Genomic DNA, 14,472 nt, shown 5'->3' on the forward strand with positions numbered 1-14,472 from the left:
CCCGCATGATCCCAAGGCCGTGCGGAGCGCCGCACCCGGTTTTCCCGGGGCCGGTGCGGTGTCCGCCGAAACGGTTTCCCTGGCGGACGGGACGGGTCCTACTGTGGCCCGGTGACTCAGATGATCATTCTCAACGGTGGTTCCAGCTCGGGTAAGTCCGGGATCGTTCGGTGTCTGCAGTCCGTGCTGCCGGATCCGTGGCTGGCGTTCGGGTGCGATGCCTTCGTGGACGCCCTGCCCGCCGCGATGCAGGAGGCGGAGCAGGGGATCGAGATCGCGGCGGACGGCACGGTGAGCGTCGGGGCGACCTTCCGGGCGCTGGAGGCGGCCTGGACGGAGGGGATCGTGACGATGGCCCGTGCGGGAGCACGGATCATCGTCGACGACGTGTTCCTCGGTGGGGCGGCGTCCCAGCAGCGGTGGCGGAAGGCCCTGGGCGACGTACCGGTCCTGTGGGTCGGCGTGCGGTGCGACAGTGCGGTGGCCGCGGGCCGTGAGATCGCGCGCGGGGACCGCGCCAGGGGTATGGCGGCGGCGCAGGCGGACTCGGTGCACCGGGGAGTCACCTACGACATCGAGGTGGACACCACGCGCACCGAATCGCTGGAGTGTGCGCGGATCATCGCCTCCCACGCGGCTGACCTGCGCGGGGGTGCGCTCAGCGCGTGGCGCGGCCGTGGAGCAGCATCGCGCGGGCGAGCGCGGTGAGGGCCACGGTGCAGAGCAGGGTGCGCAGGATGTTCGTGGTGACCCAGGTGGACTTGAACCGCTCGACGATCGAGAAGTCCTTCATCTGCTCGACGGCGCCCGCGTCCGCGAGCTCGTTGTTGAGCGGGATGTTCACGGCGAAGGTGATCACGAGGACGACGAGGTACGCGACCGCGGCCGCCCCCACCCACAGGGCGGTGGCGCGTCTGCCGCCGCGGTATTCCACGACCGCCGAGGCGGCGGCCGCCACCAGGGCCAGCAGGAACACCGAGCCGAAGAGCGGATTGCCGTCGATGGCCTTGTTGAAGGCACGCATCGCGGTGACATAGGTCTGCTCGTCACCGGCCGCCAGCCCCGGCATCACCGAAACGTCGAAGGCGAAGAACAGCCCGGCCATCAGACCCACCAGCACGGTGGACAGGGTGATCAAGGTGGTGGCGAGCCGGGTGCTCCGCGGCCCACCCGCCGCTGCCGACGAGGTCGGCGGCCGGCTCGGAACGTGCGGCGTCGGGTTGATGGTCATTCGACTCTCGTCCTCTTCCCACAGTCAATACAGCACGATGCGATGCAGTGCGGTGCGGTGCGGTGCGACGCGTTGTGAACGCGAACGACCGATCGTGACATCACCTGTTCGATCTTCCGCCGGGTTTTCCTGGCCCCTTGGGTGAATCTTTAGCCACGGCCACCCCGAGGCCGGCCTCGAACCCGCAGAGGGGGGAGTCGGGGCCGGCGATACGCTGGACCCATGCCAGCTTCGAACACCCCCGTGCCGGGCCCGCTGCGCCTGGAACCCGTCACCGCCGACAACTTCGACGCGGTGTGCGCGATACAGGTGCGCCCCGACCAGGCCCACCTGGTCTCCCCCGTGGTGAAGTCGCTCGCCGAGGCGTACCTGCACACCGCGACGGCCTGGCCGCGGGCCATCGTCGACGGCGACGAGATCGTCGGCTTCGTCATGGCCTTCCACGACATCCTCTGGAACCCGGCCGTCGACCCCGACGACCGCCGCAGCGGCATCTGGCGCCTCAACATCGACGCCCGCCACCAGGGCAAGGGCTACGGCCGCTTCGCCGTCCGAGCGGCCACCGAAGAGATCCGGGCCCGCGGCATCCCCGACGCGTACGTCAGTTGGAACACCGGCACGAACAGCCCGGAGCCCTTCTACCTCGGCCTCGGCTTCCGTCCCACCGGCGAACTCAGCGGGGACCAACGCGTGGCGCGGCTCTCCCTCACCCCGGACGGCGCATAGACCCCGAGCCCCAGGGGGTGTCCTCGCGGATCCTGTCTCAGGACACGGCCCGGCCGAGGACGACCGTGCCCCGCGGTCCCTGGGCCATCGCCGCGTCCGGCGCCGTCGTCCCCGAGCGGAACTCCCGTGGGCTGACACCCCGGACCCGCTTGAAGGCGGCGGACAGGGCGAAGGCGCTGCTGTAGCCGACCTTGCGGGCCACCCGCTCGACCGTGGCGTCCGGTTCACGCAGGAGATCGGCCGCCAGCGCCAGGCGCCAGCCCGTCAGATAGCCGACCGGCGGCTCGCCGACGAGCTCCGTGAAACGGCGCGCCAGCGACGCCCGGGAGACGCCCACCTTCAGGGCCAGTTCCTCCACGGTCCATCCGTGCGCCGGGCTCTCGTGCAGCAGCCGCAGCGCCGGCCCGACCACCGGATTGCCCTGGGCCCGGAACCAGCCCGGGGCGCCGGAGCCGGGGGCCGCGAGCCACGCCCGCAACACCCCGATCAGCAGCAGGTCCAACAGCCGGTCCAGGACCACCTCCTGGCCCGGCTCCTCACCGGAGATCTCCGAGGCGAGGAGCGCGATCAGCGTGGAGTCGGCGGTCCCTGCCGGCCTCACCAGGATCGTGGGCAGCGCGCCCAGCAGCCGGCCGCCGACCTCGCCCGGCGCCTGGTACGTACCGCTCAGCATCACCGCCGCCCCGGCGTCGGGGCGGGCGACGCCCCAGGTCCGTACACCGAGCGCCATCGAGTCCGTGACGTCCCCGGCCTCCGGCGTGCTGCATCGCTGGTCCGGCCCCACCGTGATCTGGACGGGGGTGTCCGGCAGGTCGGCGACCGTGTACGGCGCGGGCCCCCGTACGAGGGCCACGTCCCCGGGGTCGATCCGTACCGGCTCGGCGTCCGGATCGTCGGGCAGCAGCCAGGCCGAGCCCTGCGTCATGGTCACCACCGACAGCGGGGCACGGTCCTCGATCCGCATCGACCACGGAGGGTTGAGTACCGACTTCTGCAGAAACGCGCCCCGGGCCTGTGGGCCCGCGAGGAGACCGGCCAGCATGTCCATACGCTTATCCTCCCCCGGACGGAACAACGTCCCGGCACGGTCCCAGGCGCGGCGGGTCCGCATCAGACGGCCCCGAGGTCCCAGACGCCGGTGGCCGCCGCCTCCCGGGCGAAGTCCGAGAAGTCCCGGGGCGGCCGCCCCAGCACCTCCTCGACCCCGTTGACGAGGTGCGCGTTGCGCCCGTCCAGGATCAGGGTGAACAGCTCGGCGAAGTCCTCCGGCAGCCCGTTCTCGCGCAGCACCGCACGATAGTCCTCCATCGGGATGGGCGCATAGGCGATCTCACGACCGGTCACCTTCGAGAGCTCGGCGGCCACGTCATCGAACCCCAACAGGCGCGGCCCCGACAGCTCGTACGTCTTGCCGATGTGTCGGTCGTCGGTCAGCGCGGCCACCACCACGTCGGCGATGTCTCCGGTGTCGACGAACGCCTCGACCGCGTCCGCCGTCGGCAGCACGATCTCGCCCGACCGGACGGAGTCGAGGAAGAAGCTCTGGTCGAAGTTCTGGTTGAACCAGCTCGACCGGACGATCGTCCAGTGCGCGCCGGACGCCTTCAGCCCCTCCTCACTCGTGCGCGCCGCCTCCTCGCCGCGCCCCGACAGCAGCACCAGGCGCCGGGCCCCGGCCGCCACCGCCAGCTCCGCGAAGGCCGTCACCTGAGCGGACGCCCCAGGAAAGGCGAGATCGGGGTAGTAGGTCACGTACACCCGGTCGACGTCTTCGAGCGCCGGGAGCCAGGTCGCGGGATCGTTCCAGTCGAAAGGCGGCTCGCCACGGCGGGATCCGACCCTGACGAGGCGGCCCTGGGCCGTGAGCCGCTCGGCGACCTTGCGGCCGGTCTTGCCGGTTCCCCCGATCACCAGGGTGATACCGCCGGCGTCGGCGTGGTCCGAGTGGATCATGTCCTTCTCGTTCTCGTTCTGGTTCTCGTTCTTCGTCGTCTTCGTCGTCTTCGTCATGACCACAGTCAAATCCAACGCCGCGAGACGCGACATAGCCGAAGAGCTCACCTGCATACGCGAGCGTCCATCGGGCCCGGCCGTACTCGTGCGGCACGAGGCCCGGGAAACGGGATGACAGGGCGCCGGGCCGGGAGGAAGACTCGCGGGATGCGCGAACGTGTCGAAGTTTCCTCGGGTTTGGTGCTGCGTAGATGGGCCCCGCGCGACGCGGCCGCGGTGACGACCGCGTTCGCGGATCCCCTCATGCGTGGGCAGACCAGCCTTCCCATCGGTTCGCCGGAAGACGCACGGCGGTGGATCGCGGAGCGTGCCGACGAGTGGGAGGCCGGCTCCGCGTTCTCCTTCTCCGTCGTCGACGCCGCCGCCGACACGGTGCTCGGACAGGTGACGGTCGGCGCGGTGAACCGGCGCCACTCCGTCGGCTGGGTCTCCTACTGGACGACGGCTGCGGCCCGGGGGCGGGGCGTGGCCTCCCATGCCTGCCGGGCTCTCGCGCGCTGGGCGTTCGACGAGGCCGAACTGTTCCGGCTGGAGCTGGGGCACCGGGTGAACAACCCCGGCTCGTGCCGGGTCGCCCACAGCGCGGGCTTCGCCGTGGAAGGACTGCAGCGCCAGAAGCTCGCCTACGACGGCATCCGCTACGACGTCGAGTGCCACGCCCGGCTGGCGACGGACCCCGATCCGGTTCCGGATCCGGATCCGGCATATTCCGGAAGGGACGGCCTGGCGCTCAGGTCCTCGGACGAGCTCAGTACACGAGCTTGTACGTGACGTCCTTCGGGACCGGGGCCGGTGCGGTGTCCGTGTAGAGGAGCCGGATCGTGGTGAAGCGGTCCACGTCCGGGTGGCCCGGCCAGGGCTCCGGACTGCTCAGGGTCACCGTCACCGGGTAGGACCGGAAGCGGCCGGCGGCGCAGTAGGGGACACAGTCGTTGACCATGTCGGTGCCCTTGGCCGTGGCGGTCTTCGGCCCCCAGGTGTCCCACTTCAGTCCGACGAGGCGATTGTTGCCGTCCCCGCAGGCCAGCAGGTACTCCTCGGGGCGTACCTGGGACTGCGAGAAGCAGTCGACGACCACGAGGGGCTCCGCCGGAGCCGATACGGCCCGGGGGCTCTGCGCGGAGGCCGGGATGGCGGCCGCGGCGAGAGCCGCCGACGCACACAGAATGGTGGCGGTCCGCACCCTGGCCTGGAACCAGGACCGGGGTGCACGAATGAGCCGGCCGTCTTCTGAGGTATCCACGAGGCCTCCTCGCCCTGATGTCCCGCTGTCGGCGGTGCGGCTAAACCCAGCTTCCCCCATCCGGGCGGGCCGCGCACGCGCAGCGGCGGGGACCGCCGCCACACCCGCGAAACCGGCCCCGGTGGTCGGTGGACGCCGACCGGGAACGAGAATGAGGACGAGAGTGAGCCGTCCGGCACCTCGGATCAGGTGGCGACGACGGCTCGTGTCGACCGGGGGGACGCACATGCAGATCGGGGTGTATCTCGCACACCCGCGGCCGGGGAGCTTCAACCACGCCGTGTTCGGTGCCGTGGTGCAGGAGCTGCGCGGCCGGGGGTGCCGGGTGGTCGCGCACGACCTGTGCGCCGAGGGTTTCCCGCCGTCGCTGTCCGCCGAGGAGACGGGCACGGTCGAGGCCGCGCCGGGCGCCAGCGACCCGCAGGTGGCGCTGCACCAGAGGGAGCTGGCCACCCATGACGCGCTGGTGTTCGTCCACCCGAACTGGTGGGGCATGCCGCCCGCCGTCCTTGCAGGCTGGGTGCAGCGTGTCCTCGCGCCGGGCGTCGCCTACAAGCTGGGTACGGCGGAAGGCGAGCCCGCGCCGCTCCTGAAAGCCGACCGGGCGCTCGTCCTGAACACGTCCGACACCCCGATCGAGCGGGAGGAGACGGAGTTCGGCGACCCGCTGCAACGGATCTGGGCGGCATGCGTCCTTCCCTATGCGGGAATCACCGACGTGCGACGCACCGTCTTCCGGACGGTCACCGACTCCTCCGACGAGGAACGCGCCGACTGGCTGCACCGGGCGCGCCGACTGGCGGCCGAGCTCACGCTATGAAACGCCTCCGGTGCTGTCGGAGACGGCCCGCACGCTCCGGCGCCGTGGGTTCGGAGCCCGCGAAAACTGACCGGATCCGGAAAACGTGATCAAGCTCGAAGCATGTGATCATATTGCGGCATGACCACGAAGACTCTCCACCTGCTCTGCTCCGCCGCCCCGCCCGTCTTCGACGTCGCCCGGGTCATCGAGGACGCCCAGGTCCGCGGCTGGGACGTATGCCTCGGCCTCACCCCCACCGCGGCGCATTGGCTCTCCCAAAGCCTCGACGGACTCGCCGCTCTGACCGGCCATCCCGTGCGATGGCAGTACAAACTTCCAGGCCAGCCCGACGTATGGCCGGCGGCCGACGCCGTCCTCTTCGCACCGGCCACCTTCAAGACCATCAACGCGTGGGCCCTCGGCCTGACCGACAACCTCGTCGTCGGCCTCGCCGCCGAGGCGACCGGCAAGCGTACGCCCGTCATAGCGATGCCCTGCGCCAACACCGCCCTTGCCGCCCACCCCCAGTTCGACGTCTCCCTGAACACCCTGCGCAACGCCGGAGTCGAACTCCTCCACGGCGAGACCGGATACACCCCGGACCCCGCCGACCCCGATGCCCCGATCCACTTCCCCTGGGACACCGCCATCAACGCTCTGGGCGCCCTCGGCCCCGCCGTGTCCCAGGCTTAGCGGTCACCCGTACTCCAGGACACGGCCGTCGACGGTCCCGACCAGCAACCGCCCCTGCGGAGCCACCGCCAGGAAGAGCGCGCAGGTCGGGACCCCGCCGACGGTGAGGGCGGTCCGCCAGAGCACCGCGCCCGTAGCGGCGTCCAGGGCCGTCAGGGCTCCGGAATTGTCTGTCGAGTAGACCGCCTCGCCGTCCGAGTCCAACGCCGTCGCGCGGTGGTCGGCGCGGTGCTCCCACAGCACCTCCCCGCCCAGGGACCGCCGTACGACGTACGAGCCGCCATGCCCCTGCGGGTGGTAGACGGAGCCCGCGTACACCAGGGACTCCCCGATCTCGACCGCCGGGCCCCCGAAGTAATGCTCCTGCGGCACCCAGCTGTGCGGGAAGAGCGGCCGCAGCGTCCCGTCCGGGCCCACGGCCGCGACCCAAAGGCCTAGGTGAGCCCACTGCGGATCGGTGCCCACCAGCACGTACGGGCGGCTCGAACGGCGCATCGGGAACGGGTGGTTGAACAGGTCGAAGCCCCGGACCTCCGGTCCTTCGGCGGTCGTTCCGTCCAGCACGAACAGCAACAGCCGCCGGTCGGCCTTCCGGGGGTCCTCCACCGGCCGCAGGACCAGCCGCTTCCCGCCGCCCGCGACGAGGATCGCGTACTCACCCGCACTCACGGTCTCCAGCACCCGCCCCGTGTCCAGGGCGATCCGGGCCACCCGGGGCGCCGACGTCTCCCACCCGGCGCGTGTGCGGCGTCCGCGCCGCTCGGCATTGGCCCACACGGACGCCCCGTCGGACGCCGGCATCAGCTGGCGGCCGCCCCACTCGTCCCCGACCACCCACTGCCGTTGCCCCGACGGCAGCCACGCCTCCGCGAGCACCCCGTCCAGCGCGGCCAGCACCCTGCCGTCCGCCAGACCCTCGACGGCCCACACCCGCCGCCGCACCGACCGGTCCAGGCCGACCGCGCCCGCGAGCTCCGCCAGCAGCCGGCGGGCCCGCGGTGCGCGGTCCGGCCGGGCGTACGGCGCCACGGGCACGCAAGTGGTTTCCGGTGGGCCGACCCCCGTACCGGCGGGTTCCGGCCAACCTCCTGTGCGTCCGCTCCCGGAAGCCCGGGGGTTCCCGGATTCGATCAGCGGCCACAGCCAGGGAGCCGTCGCCGCGAGGTCGGCCAGATCCCGCTGCTCCGGGCTTCGGTCTGCGCTGTACTCACTGCCTCCAGTTCCCGCGACCACGCAGCCGCCCCTCCGCACACCGCGGAGCAGGGCTTCTCCGGCATGCGCTGCGAGCGACGAACCGGCCTCCAGGACAACCCGGTTGAAGGAGACGCAGCATGTCCCAGCAGCAGGCCGAACAGCCGAAAGCCGCCGCACCACCCGCCCCTGCGGAGTTCACGTACACCTGGGGCCGGCACAACGAGACCATGGAGGCGCTGTCGCTCGGGCAGATGGCCCACCGCGTTCCGTCCGCCCTCCGGCAGACCGCGCGGCTCGCCCTCGCCGTCAACCGCACCGCGTTCCACGTACTGGTCACCGCCCAGGTCCTCGGCGGGATCTGCACGGCGGCGGCGCTCGCGGCGATCTCCCGGGCGATGGTCCCGCTCCTGACCGGCGACGGCATCCAGGAGCGGATCGCGGCGGCAGCCTGGCCGCTGGTCGTCGCGGCCGCCATGACGGCGCTCGGCGCGCTGGCCTCCATCACCTCGGGCAGCGCGGCCCGCCGCCTGAATCCCGGTATGGCCACCCTCGCCGACCTCGCCATGGTCGACGCCCACATGGACGTCGAACTCGCCGCCTACGACGCGCCCGACTTCACCGAGCGTTCCGAGGCCGCCGAGACCGGATCCGCCCGCTCCGCCATGCTGCTGCAGGACGCGCTCGGCTTCACCGGCGGTCTGATCGACATGGTCGCCGTGGCATCCGTCCTCGCGGTGGTCCACCCCGTGCTGCTGCCGTTGCTGCTGCTGTCGGTGATCCCGCGCGGCCTCGGCTCGGTCTACGCCGCCCGCCTCGACTACCGGCTCCACAACCAGACGATCGCCTCCCGCAACATCAAGCACATGATGCGCTGGCACCTGACCACCCCGAAGCTCGCCGACGAGCTGCGCGGCAACAGCATGCGTCCGTACGCCCATCACTGGTACGCGGCGGTCTGCGAGCGCATCGACTCCAGGATGGTCAGCTCCGCGCCCCGCTACCTCATCGTCCACCTGACCGCCGCCACCGCCTCGGGGGTCTTCGTCCTGGCGACCTACGGGGCCCTCGCCGGGCTCGTCGTGGGCGGGTACATGGCGATCGCCGCGGCCGGCACGGCGGTCGTGGCCACGCGGACCTCCACCGCCGCCCTCTCGCAGCTCGTCGTCTACGGGGCGGCGATGTTCCAGCACGCCCTCTACCTCGGCGACTACACCGCCTTCGTCGCCGAGGCCGCCGAGAAGTCCGGTCCCCGCGGCCCGCAGGTGATGGAGGTAGCGCCGGAGAAGATCCGTCTGGAGGAGGCCACGTACACCTACCCCGGCAAGGACACCCCCTCGCTCGGGCCGGTGTCCCTGACCCTGTCCCGGGGCGAGGTCATCGCCGTCGTCGGGGAGAACGGTGCGGGGAAGTCGACGCTGATCCGGTTGCTGACCTCGCTGACCGTCCCCACGTCCGGCATCGTCGCCTGGGACGGTGTCCCCACCTCCGACGCCGACCAGCGCACCGCCTGGCAGCACGTCGGCCTCGTCACCCAGTCCTACGGGTACTGGCCCTTCTCCGCTCGGGAGAACATCACCCTCGGCCGGCCCGACCCGCGCGGTGAGGAGGCCGTCTGGGACGCCCTGGACGCGGTCGGCATGCGGACGACCGTCCAGGAGTTCCCGAACGGCCTGGACACGCTGCTGGCCCGCTCGGTCTGGGGCGGGCACGAGCCCTCCGGCGGCCAGTGGCAGCGTCTGGCGTGCGGGCGGGCGTTCCACCGGAGGCCGGGGCTGCTGGTCATGGACGAGCCGACGTCGGCCATGGACCCGCGCGGTGAGCACATGGTGTTCTCCGGACTGCGCGACATGAAGGACGACCGGATCACGGTGATCGTCACGCACCGGATGGAGAACTGCCGCCTCGCGGACCGGATCATCGTCCTCGACGCGGGACGGATCATCGAGCAGGGCGGTTTCGAGGAGCTGGTCCGCCTGGACGGCTCCTTCGCCGAGCTGGTCCGGCTCTCCCAGGACAGGTAGCCCGGTGAGGTCCGGGGGACGGGTCGCACTCCGCGTCCCCCGGTCCCGTGGCCTCGGTGAGGGCGCCGCGCGCGCGTCTTCACCGAGGCCACCCGCTCATGCCACCGGCCGGAAGTGCACGATGGTGACGTGGTCGGCAGGCTCGATGTCGGGGTAGTGGTACCGCAGTCGGTCGTGGAGCTCGGCCAGATCACGGAAGCCGTCCGCCCGGGCGTCCGCCTCGGACAGCCGGCCGACCGTCGTGACGGTGAGCTGCGTGACGACACCCGGCAGAGCCACTTCCTCGTCCGACTCGAACACGAGGCTGACCGGGCCCACCTCCACCGGGTCGCGGAAGCGGACGGTGGTCGTCTTCCGGCCGGCCCGCACGGCGTCGAGATAGTCGGGATGGAAGTACAGGGACGGCGAGTTCATCGGCGCACCCTAACCCGTGTCGGGCCGGTCGGACCGGGCCGGCGCCTCTTGCCCGCGCGCCGAGTCGATCACGGCATGTCGTTTGGGTAGGGTTCATCCCGAAATCGTTCGCGACCTGACGCGATGGGGAACCGGCGGCGCGGCAGTGCGGGGCACGAGCCTCGTCACGACCGACCGACGTGACGGAAGGCGGACGCGTTGAGCCCTCAGCCGGTCGTGCACGTGCGCAGGAACGTGTGGACCCTGCCGGAAGACGACCTGACGCTCGCGCACTACGCGGCAGCCGTCGCCGAGATGAAGCGGCGGGACGCGGACGACCCCACGAGCTGGTCCTACCAGGCGGCCATCCACGGGACGGCCGAGACACCGCCGAAGCCGCTGTGGAACAGCTGCAAGCACGGCTCCTGGTTCTTCCTCTCCTGGCACCGCATGTATCTCTGGTACTTCGAACGGATCGTCCGCGCCGCGGTCGTGGATCTGGGCGGCCCGGCCGACTGGGCGCTGCCGTTCTGGGACTACGACGCCGATCCGTCGCAGGCCCGGATCCCGCCGGCCTTCCGCGACGAGGAAGGCGGCTCCAACCCGCTGTTCGCCGACCGGGCGCACCGGCTCAACCGGGGTGAACCCCTGCCCTTCCAGATCACCTCCCCGGACTATGCGATGGGGCGCACCCGGTTCGTCGGCGAGGCCGAGTTCGGTGGCGGCATCACCCCGGACGGCGATGCCTTCTGGAACCGGGACGGAGCGGTCGAGAACACCCCGCACAACGCCGTGCACAGTCACATCGGCCGCTGGATGGGGAGGACCGCCACGGCGGCGCTGGACCCGATCTTCTGGCTCCATCACGCCAATATCGACCGCCTCTGGTTCGCATGGGCGAGCCGCCCGGGACACGGCAACCCGACGGACCCGCGCTGGATCACCCAGGAGTACCGGTTCTTCGACGCCGACGGGAGCGAGCGGAGACTGGCGGCGTCCGCCGTCGTCGACATCGCCGACCAGCTGGGGTACACGTACGAGTCGCCCCTACCGGTCGCGCCGCCACCTCCGCCCCTGTCCCCCGTGCCCGAGGTGTCGATGAGCCGCCCGACCGCGTCCGAGCCGACACCGCCCAAGCGCCGCGAGATGGCGGGCGCGTCACTGGAGACCGTGCGGCTCGTCGGTCGTGCGGCGAGCGTCACCGTACCGATCGACCGACGCACGACGCGGTCGCTCGGCCTGGCGCTGGGCGTCCCCGTCCCCGAGGCCGATCGCCGCGTGTACCTCAACGTCGAGGACATCGAGGGCGAGGAGAACCCCGAGACCGTCTACGGCATCTACGTCAACCTGCCCGACCGAGCCTCCCCTGAGGTGGCGGAGAGCCATCGGGTGGGCAACCTGTCCTTCTTCGGTATCGAGCGCGCCCAGGATCCCCGCGGCGACGAGCACCCGCACGGTCTGCGGGTGACCGTCGAGATCACCCCGCTCGTGCGCCGGCTCGTGGCGGAGAACGCGTGGGACGACCGTGCGCTGCGCGTGACGTTCCTCCCGCTCGGCCCGGTCGACGCTGAGAGCGAGGACCCACCGGTCGAGATCGGACGGGTCAGCCTCGGCTACACCTGATGACGGTGCCGGGCGCGGCGCGGGTACGGCCCCCGCGGACGGCGCCCGTACGGCGGTTCCTGCGGCCGCGTGTCACGCTCGCCTTCGAGCTGGTGGCCGTCGCCGCCTGGATCGCCCTGATCGCATCGGCCGTGACCGGCGGCTCGCACGATGCCGCCCGTGCCGGGGCCGCGCACCACCACATGTCCGCGCCGCACGAGGCCCACGGTGCTTCCGCTTCCGCGGATCTGGTGATGTGGGCGTTGATGAGCGTCGCGATGATGCTGCCGGCGGCGGTCCCCGCGCTCGCTCACGTGGGGACGAACAGCCTGCGGCGGCGTCGGCAGCGCGCGATGGCCACGTTCGCCGCCGTCTACCTGGCGGTCTGGATCGGCTACGGCGCCCTGCTCCGGGCGCCGGCACCGCTCTGGGCGCGACTGCCGGACGATGTCGCCCTCGCCTGCGCGCTCGCGCTCGCGGCCGCCTGGCAGCTGACGGTCCACAAACGCCGGGCCCTGCGCGACTGTCACCGCTCCTCCCCGCTGCCACCGAGCGGCCCGCGCGCGGTGGCGGGGGCCTGCCGCTTCGGGCTCCGTCAGGGCTGGGCGTGCTTGCGCTCGTGCTGGGCACTGATGCTGGTGATGGCCGTGGCGAGCGGCAGGAGCGGGATGCTCGTGTGGATGGCCGTACTCACCGGGATCGTCCTCACCGAGAGACTGGCCCGCAAGCCGCGGCGCCCTACGCGGCTCGCCGCCGCGGCACTCGCCGCGACCGCCCTGGCGGTCGTCCTACCGGACGCGGCCTGGCGGTGGTACTGAGCGGGGCAGGGCGCGCGTCCGCGCCGGAGTGCGCTCGACCGGGCGCGGGGTGAAGCTGGTCTTGACGTCCCGGGGACCGGGAGGCATGGGCATGAGAGTGCAGAGCAGTTCCGGGCCATTGCGCGTACAGGCCATCGCGGGGACCCATGTGGTGGTCCTGGGGTTCGACCACGATCGAGCCGCCATGGACGACGTACTCGGTTTTGGAGTCGAGCGGTTCGACCACGCCTCGGGCCGGCACCGTTGGCTCGACAACCGGCTCCGCTTCCCGCAGGCGCGGCGCCGGTGGGGGTCCAACTGGAACCCGTTCCAGACGTTCACCTGGGCCGACTACCGCGCCGAGCCGGGGCGGACGTACACCTACCGCGTGCACTCCATGACCGGAACCCCGGGAGAGGAACTCACCCCGGTCTCGACCGTCGAGCTGCGGGTGCGGACCGAGGAGCCGGGCGTGCACGGTGTCTGGTTCAACCGTGGCGTGTACGCCTCGCAGGCCTATGCCGAACGCTTCAAGAACCTCCACCCGCGTGACGTACCCAACCGTGAGGCCTGGCGCTGGCTGTCGCGCGGCCTGGAGGAGGCGCTGCTCGCCTTCATCGGCACCGCCGACGGCGACCGCGGGCAGCTGCGGGCGGCGTTGTACGAGTTCGAGTACCTGCCCGTGCTCACCGCCTTCCGCGTGGCCGCGGACACGGGCGTGGACGTCCGACTCGTCGTGTTCGACCACCCGCACAACCGTGAGGCGGTGGCCGCCGCCGGCATCGACGACCTGGTCGTGTCCTGGCGGACCCGAGCCACGATCCCGCACAACAAGTTCGTGGTCGTGAGCCACGAGGGTGAGCCCCGGGCCGTCTGGACCGGGTCGACCAACATCACCGAGAACGGGATCTTCGGACAGTCCAACGTCGGACACACCGTCACCGATTTGTCCGTAGCCCGGCAGTACCGCGACTACTGGGCCCAGCTCGTCGCGGACCCGACCCCCGGCACCCTCAACAACTGGGTGGACGCCCACAGCCCGATGCCCGACCCCTGGCCCGCCGGCATATCGGTCGTGTTCAGCCCGCACACGCACACCACGGCCCAGGACCGCTGGGCCGCGCTCTTCGGATCGGCCCAGGAGCTGGTGTGCATCACGTTCCCGTTCAACTTCGATCCCCGGTTCGCCGACCAGCTCCCCGGCGACCACCCCGCGCTGCGTTGGCTGCTGTTCGAGGACGCCGGCACCGCCGACGCGCACCGGAGCCTGGTCACCGATCCGGAGACCGAGCTGGTGGCCTGCGGACTCGTCGAAGAGGGCGGCCTGGCGGGCTGGGCGACCGAGCACGACAACCCGTTCTCCAACAACATCGAGTACCTGCACACGAAGTACCTGCTGATCGACCCGCTCGGTGACGATCCGATCGTGGTCACCGGCTCCGCCAACTTCAGCAACCCCTCCGCGAACCGGAACGACGAGAACATGCTGGTGATCCGGGGCGACCACGGCCTCGCGGAGATCTATTTCACCGAGTTCTCCCGCCTGTTCAACCACCACCGCTTCCGGGACTCGCTCCGCCTGGCCGCGCACCAGCCGACGCCCGGCCCCGAGACGGGAGTCGAAGCCCCGGTGCCGCTCGTCGCCGGGCGCTGGTCGGACAAGTACTACGACGAACCGGCGCGGGACCACCAACGCCGGCTGCTGGCCGGCTCGCCGTAGCGCGTGTCCACCGGCGGCGCCCCGGCAGGATCCGAAA

Annotated in this window: 15 protein-coding genes; 9 read left to right on the forward strand and 6 right to left on the reverse strand. The window is 71.5% G+C overall.

Going from position 1 to position 14,472, the window contains the following annotated elements; all coding sequences use genetic code 11:
• Positions 1–120: 120 nt before the first annotated feature.
• Entirely contained in the window at positions 121–708 is a 588-nt protein-coding gene (gene cpt, locus AB8A24_RS16540) for a chloramphenicol phosphotransferase CPT (RefSeq protein WP_369476380.1), read from the forward strand.
• On the opposite strand, the gene AB8A24_RS16545 is transcribed toward cpt, so the two are convergent.
• Positions 659–1,231 carry a DUF1772 domain-containing protein gene (locus AB8A24_RS16545; protein WP_369476334.1) on the reverse strand — a complete coding sequence of 191 codons (573 nt, stop codon included), beginning with the start codon at positions 1,229–1,231 and terminating at the stop codon, positions 659–661. The genes cpt and AB8A24_RS16545 overlap by 50 nt on opposite strands.
• Before the next feature lie 222 nt (positions 1,232–1,453).
• Here AB8A24_RS16545 and AB8A24_RS16550 point away from each other — a divergent pair, with 222 nt between their 5' ends.
• On the forward strand, positions 1,454–1,957 hold the full coding sequence (locus tag AB8A24_RS16550; RefSeq protein WP_369476336.1) for a GNAT family N-acetyltransferase: 504 nt from the start codon (positions 1,454–1,456) through the stop codon (positions 1,955–1,957).
• Positions 1,958–1,994: 37 nt separating this feature from the next.
• On the opposite strand, the gene AB8A24_RS16555 is transcribed toward AB8A24_RS16550, so the two are convergent.
• Positions 1,995–3,005, reverse strand: a complete 1,011-nt coding sequence (locus AB8A24_RS16555) for an AraC family transcriptional regulator (protein WP_369476338.1) — start codon at positions 3,003–3,005, stop codon at positions 1,995–1,997.
• A gap of 62 nt (positions 3,006–3,067) precedes the next feature.
• On the reverse strand, positions 3,068–3,910 hold the full coding sequence (locus tag AB8A24_RS16560) for an NAD(P)H-binding protein (RefSeq protein ID WP_369476382.1): 843 nt from the start codon (positions 3,908–3,910) through the stop codon (positions 3,068–3,070).
• A 207-nt stretch (positions 3,911–4,117) separates the two neighbouring features.
• Here AB8A24_RS16560 and AB8A24_RS16565 point away from each other — a divergent pair, with 207 nt between their 5' ends.
• Complete coding sequence (locus tag AB8A24_RS16565) at positions 4,118–4,741, forward strand: GNAT family N-acetyltransferase (RefSeq protein ID WP_369476339.1); 624 nt, start codon at positions 4,118–4,120, stop codon at positions 4,739–4,741.
• Here AB8A24_RS16565 and AB8A24_RS16570 read toward each other — a convergent pair.
• Positions 4,719–5,213 carry a hypothetical protein gene (locus AB8A24_RS16570; protein ID WP_328965258.1) on the reverse strand — a complete coding sequence of 165 codons (495 nt, stop codon included), beginning with the start codon at positions 5,211–5,213 and terminating at the stop codon, positions 4,719–4,721. The genes AB8A24_RS16565 and AB8A24_RS16570 overlap by 23 nt on opposite strands.
• A gap of 226 nt (positions 5,214–5,439) precedes the next feature.
• Between AB8A24_RS16570 and AB8A24_RS16575 the strand changes: the two genes are divergently transcribed.
• Positions 5,440–6,033, forward strand: coding sequence for an NAD(P)H-dependent oxidoreductase (locus AB8A24_RS16575; RefSeq protein ID WP_369476341.1), 594 nt, complete (start codon positions 5,440–5,442; stop codon positions 6,031–6,033).
• A gap of 120 nt (positions 6,034–6,153) precedes the next feature.
• The gene (locus tag AB8A24_RS16580; RefSeq protein WP_328965256.1) at positions 6,154–6,708 is read left to right on the forward strand and encodes a flavoprotein; all 555 of its coding nucleotides are present in this window, start codon (positions 6,154–6,156) and stop codon (positions 6,706–6,708) included.
• A gap of 3 nt (positions 6,709–6,711) precedes the next feature.
• Here the strand turns inward: AB8A24_RS16580 and AB8A24_RS16585 are convergent, their stop codons facing one another.
• On the reverse strand, positions 6,712–7,743 hold the full coding sequence (locus AB8A24_RS16585) for a PQQ-binding-like beta-propeller repeat protein (protein ID WP_369476343.1): 1,032 nt from the start codon (positions 7,741–7,743) through the stop codon (positions 6,712–6,714).
• Positions 7,744–8,039: 296 nt separating this feature from the next.
• Between AB8A24_RS16585 and AB8A24_RS16590 the strand changes: the two genes are divergently transcribed.
• Positions 8,040–9,923, forward strand: coding sequence for an ATP-binding cassette domain-containing protein (locus AB8A24_RS16590; RefSeq protein WP_328965254.1), 1,884 nt, complete (start codon positions 8,040–8,042; stop codon positions 9,921–9,923).
• 96 nt (positions 9,924–10,019) lie between these two features.
• Here the strand turns inward: AB8A24_RS16590 and AB8A24_RS16595 are convergent, their stop codons facing one another.
• On the reverse strand, positions 10,020–10,337 hold the full coding sequence (locus AB8A24_RS16595) for an ASCH domain-containing protein (protein ID WP_328965253.1): 318 nt from the start codon (positions 10,335–10,337) through the stop codon (positions 10,020–10,022).
• Positions 10,338–10,535: 198 nt separating this feature from the next.
• Between AB8A24_RS16595 and AB8A24_RS16600 the strand changes: the two genes are divergently transcribed.
• From AB8A24_RS16600 to AB8A24_RS16610, 3 genes are all read left to right on the forward strand, one after another.
• Positions 10,536–11,939, forward strand: coding sequence for a tyrosinase family protein (locus tag AB8A24_RS16600; RefSeq protein WP_369476345.1), 1,404 nt, complete (start codon positions 10,536–10,538; stop codon positions 11,937–11,939).
• Positions 11,939–12,736 carry a DUF2182 domain-containing protein gene (locus tag AB8A24_RS16605; protein ID WP_369476347.1) on the forward strand — a complete coding sequence of 266 codons (798 nt, stop codon included), beginning with the start codon at positions 11,939–11,941 and terminating at the stop codon, positions 12,734–12,736. The genes AB8A24_RS16600 and AB8A24_RS16605 overlap by 1 nt, the downstream gene beginning before the upstream one ends.
• Before the next feature lie 91 nt (positions 12,737–12,827).
• A complete protein-coding gene (locus tag AB8A24_RS16610; protein ID WP_369476348.1) occupies positions 12,828–14,435 on the forward strand; it encodes a phospholipase D-like domain-containing protein in 1,608 nt (535 codons plus the stop codon).
• Positions 14,436–14,472 lie beyond the last annotated feature (37 nt).

This window comes from Streptomyces sp. BF23-19 (assembly GCF_041106355.1).
In the GTDB taxonomy this organism is placed as follows: Bacteria; Actinomycetota; Actinomycetes; order Streptomycetales; family Streptomycetaceae; genus Streptomyces; species Streptomyces virginiae_A.